General features: G+C 62.3%; 4 protein-coding genes. 2 read left to right on the forward strand and 2 right to left on the reverse strand.

Annotation, left to right across the window (positions count from 1 at the left end; genetic code table 11):
• Nucleotides 1-13: 13 nt before the first annotated feature.
• Nucleotides 14-883: a tyrosine-type recombinase/integrase gene (locus DW297_RS19465; RefSeq protein ID WP_136032097.1), complete on the reverse strand. Its 870-nt coding sequence runs from the start codon at nt 881-883 to the stop codon at nt 14-16.
• 410 nt (nt 884-1,293) lie between these two features.
• Here DW297_RS19465 and DW297_RS10520 point away from each other — a divergent pair, with 410 nt between their 5' ends.
• Nucleotides 1,294-2,670 carry an AAA family ATPase gene (locus tag DW297_RS10520; protein WP_136032099.1) on the forward strand — a complete coding sequence of 459 codons (1,377 nt, stop codon included), beginning with the start codon at nt 1,294-1,296 and terminating at the stop codon, nt 2,668-2,670.
• 22 nt (nt 2,671-2,692) lie between these two features.
• Nucleotides 2,693-3,238 carry a hypothetical protein gene (locus tag DW297_RS10525; RefSeq protein ID WP_136032101.1) on the forward strand — a complete coding sequence of 182 codons (546 nt, stop codon included), beginning with the start codon at nt 2,693-2,695 and terminating at the stop codon, nt 3,236-3,238.
• Nucleotides 3,239-3,694: 456 nt separating this feature from the next.
• Here DW297_RS10525 and DW297_RS10530 read toward each other — a convergent pair whose 3' ends face one another.
• On the reverse strand, nt 3,695-4,762 hold the full coding sequence (locus DW297_RS10530; protein WP_136032103.1) for a replication initiator: 1,068 nt from the start codon (nt 4,760-4,762) through the stop codon (nt 3,695-3,697).
• Nucleotides 4,763-4,941: the final 179 nt, after the last annotated feature.

Consider the following 4,941-nt stretch of genomic DNA (forward strand, 5'->3'; position numbering starts at 1 on the left):
AGGTGGAGTCCCCTTACGGGGACCAGGGGTTCAAATCCCCTCGTCTCCGCCAGTTCTTCTTTTGGTCAGAGCCTGTTCTATCAAGCTCTTCCGGCCTTCCTCCTTCCTGTGATTCGCGTTCCGTAGTGTTTCCGGGGGAGTGTGAGGGGAGCGACGCGTTCAGACGGCGCAGCGCTTCGATGTCCTGCGCCTCTCCGAGAACGTGCGCGTAGACCTTCAGGACCGTGCGTGGATCGTCGCCCAGCCAGGCCGCGACCTGGTTGATCGGAACGCCCTGACGAAGCCACGTGCTGGCTGCGTAGTGCCGCAGGTCATGGATCGTGTGCTCCGGCGAGGTAGTCGTCCAAGCGACGGCGCGGCGGAAATAGGTGCCGCGGAGCTGGAGGCCGGTGGCACTCGTCGCCAAGTAGTCGGTCGACCCCTTGCCGGATGCCCACTCCCGGGCGATGTCCTGGGCACGCGCAACGAGGGGGACGGTTCGTCGACCACGAGCCGACTTCGGAGCCTTCTCGGCGTAGCCATCGCTCTGCGCACGGAGAACTCGAACGGCGGGGAACGGGAGGTCTTGCAGATCGGCGACGCGAAGAGCGCGGAGCTCCGAACATCTGAGTCCCGTGAGGCTCAGCCACTCGGTGATGAGCGCTCCGTGCGGGGATCGTTCCCGTTGAGCGTCGATGATCGTTGCGAGAGTCGAGGAGATGAGCGGTGCTCCATCATGAGCCTGGATCGATCCCGAAGGCGTCCGAACACCGCGCACGGGATTGCTGTGCGTCCAACGCTCACGCACAGCCCACGTCCACATCGCGGAGAGAGTCGTGCGAACCCGCGGAGACCGTGGTGTGTGTGCGGGTACTGAGCAGATCCGTAAGGAAAGCGAGTACATCGGCTCCGATACCGAACCGATGGCCGGCTTTTACTCAAATTGCTTGCTAGTTGCAAGCAAATACCGCGACGCCAGGATCCGGCGGTCAGCAGACTCTTCACAGGAAATTCCCAGGAAGCTTCTCCCCAAGTTCCTCTCAAGTGCGCGCAGATGCAGCCCTCACGCTCGCTCCGAGTTTTACGCGGCACGATCTCCGATACAGGATCAAGGCCGGCCTCCGGCTGGCGCGAGTATGGCAGGCGTCTGCGGCGCGTCCGGTCCTCACTACGCTGCGGTCCGGGCGCTCCTCGACGCCTGCCACCTTCCGCCTCCCGGCCGACTGCGCTCGATAGGGTGATCTGGCACACCGGAGTGCGCTGTCGACCGCCGAAGTGTGCCCCCAGGCGACGCGGGACTAGTTAGGAGCAAGTGTGGATCGTTTAGCACTCGAGTGGACCGGGTTCCGCGGCTTTAAATCGCGCACGAGCCTGTCGCTGCCAAACCTGACCATGCTCATCGGTCGAAACAATGTCGGCAAGTCTTCGGCGTACGCTCCGCTACTTCTCTTGAAACAAACCCTTAGCGCGCGTGACCCAAGGACGGCACTACTTGGCCGAGGGCCGCTCGTTGACGTCGGCCCATTCTCTGATTACGTCAGCCAGCACGACCCTGACGAAGTCGTGACATTCCGAGTCTCACTCGACCCGTCAAAAGTGGAACGCGTCCGAACCGTTCGTGCCCCGGCTGCGATCGAGACGAGTTTCCGAAGCGTGAACGGTTCTGAGCCCTTCGTCAGTCGACAGCGCGTAGAGGATGCCGCCGGCGACGCTCTGATAGCGAGATCTCGCAAGGAACCCGACGGGCAGTTCACATTCACGTCTCCTCTCCTACCGACCGCGAGCGCGACAGGACGCCCCTATCGCGAGATCACTGCCGTTCGGAAGGCCTTTCGCGATGAACAACCCCAGGGGTTCCTGTTCAACAGCTACGGAGGACTGTTCCTTCCTCAAAGCGTGCGAGAAGATCCGCAACGTTGGGAAGCGGTCCGCGACTGGTACAACGCGGCGTACCGGGTGTACGACGCGCAGACAGCTGCCAACATTGCGCTTCTCGAGCTACTCCACTCGATCAGCTATCTCGGACCACTGCGCTCATTGCCGCAGCGTACATACAGACTCGGCGCGGAGGCTCCTTCCGAGGTTGGGGTAAGCGGCGAGCATGCACCCGAGCTCTTGTTCCGGCACTCTGACGACATTGATGCTGCGGAAGTGAATAAGTGGCTGGAACGGCTCGGTTACGGAAGCTTGCGCTTCGATTCGGTTGGCCCCGAGTACTTCCAAGCCCAGCTTGTTACACCCTCGGGCCTGGTCGTGAACCTGGCGGACACGGGGGTCGGGCTGTCGCAGGTCATACCGCTTCTTGTTCAGGGCTCGGTGAGCAAAAAAGGGTCGATGGTCATTTCCCAGCAACCCGAGATCCATCTAAACCCGGCTCAACAGTCGATCGTCACTGACTTCCTGATTGATCGTGCGACTAGCGGTGTCCGGGTACTTGTCGAGACCCATAGCGAGCACATGCTGATGCGTCTGCGGAGACGGATAGCAGAGGGCGACTTGGCCGCAGACGATGTTGCGGTGTACTACGTGGAGGCGTCAGATGCCGGAACCATCCTGCGAGATGTGCCAGTCGGCGAACTTGGGGAGATTGCTCGTCAGGACTGGCCTCAAGGTTTCTTCGAGGATCAACTGGAAGAGGCGTTCGCGCTAGCCGCCGCGCAGTCGCTGCGGAGTTCTCGCAATGCGGGTTGAAGACGTTTGTTCAACTGATGTCGTGCTGGACACGAATGTATTGAGCCATGCCGATAATCCTGGTTCTTCGTACCAGTTGAGCGCTCAAGGCGTGCTCGACTGGATGCGAGGTTGCGAGGTGTTTTGGGTACTCGACGATAACGGCAAGAGCCAGCCCGACCCTCACACAAGCCAGCTTTACCTGGAGTACAGGCAAACTCTGCCTCCGATGGGAGCGGCACTCCAGCTATTCGTCGCCTGCCTAGCAGGAGGACGCGTCCGGTTCGCCCCGCGCCCCGCGCAGACGGTTCGAGACAACATCCGGCGCCTTGTGCCACGCAACAAGAAAGATCAGGTCATCCTCGGAGCGGCGGCGGGCTCGACGGATAAGGTTCTAATTTCGAATGACGAGGCCGACTTTTCGAACTCGGTGCGCAGGAAGGCCAGGGCGCAGCTGGACGTGACCATCCATCACTCCAAAGATTTCGACTCCGAGCCTGAGCAACAACCTGAAGAACCTTCGGCGGTTGAGACCGGCGGGACCGCTGGGTCGGACGATCAAGCATCAGTTGATGCTTCCAGTCGGTAGCTGAGTCGCCGACCTAATGCTGCCCAACCTTCTTGGGCCGGTTGTCGGCCGGGAACCCGGCTGAAACCACGCACGACCAGCCGCCCCCAACGAGCATGACTTCTGCGGAATCACGCGGCGAACGAGCACCCACTGACCTGGCTCATACAACTAATAATCGTCCAGCCTTCGCTGATGACAGCGTGAGTGAGGACTGCGGATTTGCTGCCGTGCGCCGCGAGCGGCGCTTTGCCCTCGATGGAGCTGCCGCGTTCCGTCAGATCGGGGCGCTATCGTCTTTCCCACTACCGATGAGCGACTTTCACCGAGGGGAGGTAGTGCTGATGAGCACCCCGTTTCGAGAGGTGGAAGAAGCTTCGCTCGCGGCGATGACTCCCCAGGAGCGGGCAAGCTTCGAAGCAGCCCTGAAGGTCGAGGAGGATCGTCTTCGCGCTGCCGAACGTGTCTACGCCCGATCTACGGCGCGCGGCTCGCGCACGGCTCCTCTGCCGGAGACGGATCATGCCGAAGGTGCCAATTCGCTCTGATCCACTTCGCGGCTTCGCGCTCTTGCTCTGACATCCCGTCCCGTTGCTCGCGTCGTCCCGCGGCTGCTTCAGCCCGCATCCACGCTGTCGGATCCTCGCGTTGCTTCGTTCGAGTGAGTCCCCCGAACGACCATGAGGGGCGGTTCTTGGAGCCGCGCGCGTAAAGCACCACCTGGGCCGACGAGCCGAAGTTCCCATGGATCGGAGCGGGGCAGTTTCGGGGGCCGTTCACTGGGCACCGCGCGCACCAGAGATCGTTCCTCGCAGCGGAGGTGAGAGCGCGGAGATGCTCGATGTGCGGAGGGATCGCGGCCCCAGGCTTGGCCATCAGGTCGTTCTCATCTACTGACTTCAGCGCATACCCGAGCGCTTTCGAGATGTACCAGATAGTCTGAGCCATCTCGCCCCGTGCGGCATCCGTCGCGCTGGAGATGTACCGGCAATCGAGCTGCGTGCCCCACTCGATCACGGCTCCGGCGTACTGAGTGGTCGCTGCCCCCGCTATCTGCTCAATGGCTTCGGGGAAAAGCGGAGCCTCTCTCTCGGGGATGCGTAGGACCACGTGGTAGTGCCGAACGCCTCGACGTTGAGCCTCGATCACCGCGAAGTAGGCGAGCCCGCTGAATTGGCGATGGAGACGATGGAGCGTCGAACGCCAAAGTGCCGAGGAGGCGCAGTTCCAGGCCACCTGGCCGAGGTAGTCGTAGGTCGTTGGGTCAATGGCGGCGCCGGTCTCATCCACCTTGCCGAAGCTCGGTGCGGTGAGGGTGAGAAACGCGTAGCGGTAGCCCTCGACGACTGCGCCGTCCTCATCGAATAGGCCCGAGCACGCGATGGCGGCCCAATCGCCTCGGTACAGTTCCGCGCAGCTCTCGCACTGGGCCTTGAGATGGATGCCGCACCGCACCCAGGCACCGGGCTTTGCCTCGTACGGACGAGAGCAATAGCGGGCTCGGATGAGGTCGTAGAACTCGCGGTCAACGTCGAGAGGGTCCATCGCCTGCGCGGTCGGGACCAGGGGAGCGTCAGGGGAGCGGAGCTATCAGGGCACACTGAAACGGCGCTTGCATGACATGCATCAGACCGCAGGATCATGCGGCCCGAGCGGCTCCCCTGGCCCTGCTAAGGTGGAGTCCCCTTACGGGGACCAGGGGTTCAAATCCCCTCGTCTCCGCC

The sequence above is a fragment of the Microbacterium sp. PF5 genome (genome assembly GCF_004794315.1).
GTDB lineage: Bacteria > Actinomycetota > Actinomycetes > Actinomycetales > Microbacteriaceae > Microbacterium > Microbacterium sufflavum.

Coding starts and splice junctions, on each gene's coding strand:
- DW297_RS19465 (WP_136032097.1), bottom strand. CDS start 883: ATGTACTCGCTTTCCTTACGGATCTGCTCAGTACCCGCACACACACCA.
- DW297_RS10530 (WP_136032103.1), bottom strand. CDS start 4,762: ATGGACCCTCTCGACGTTGACCGCGAGTTCTACGACCTCATCCGAGCC.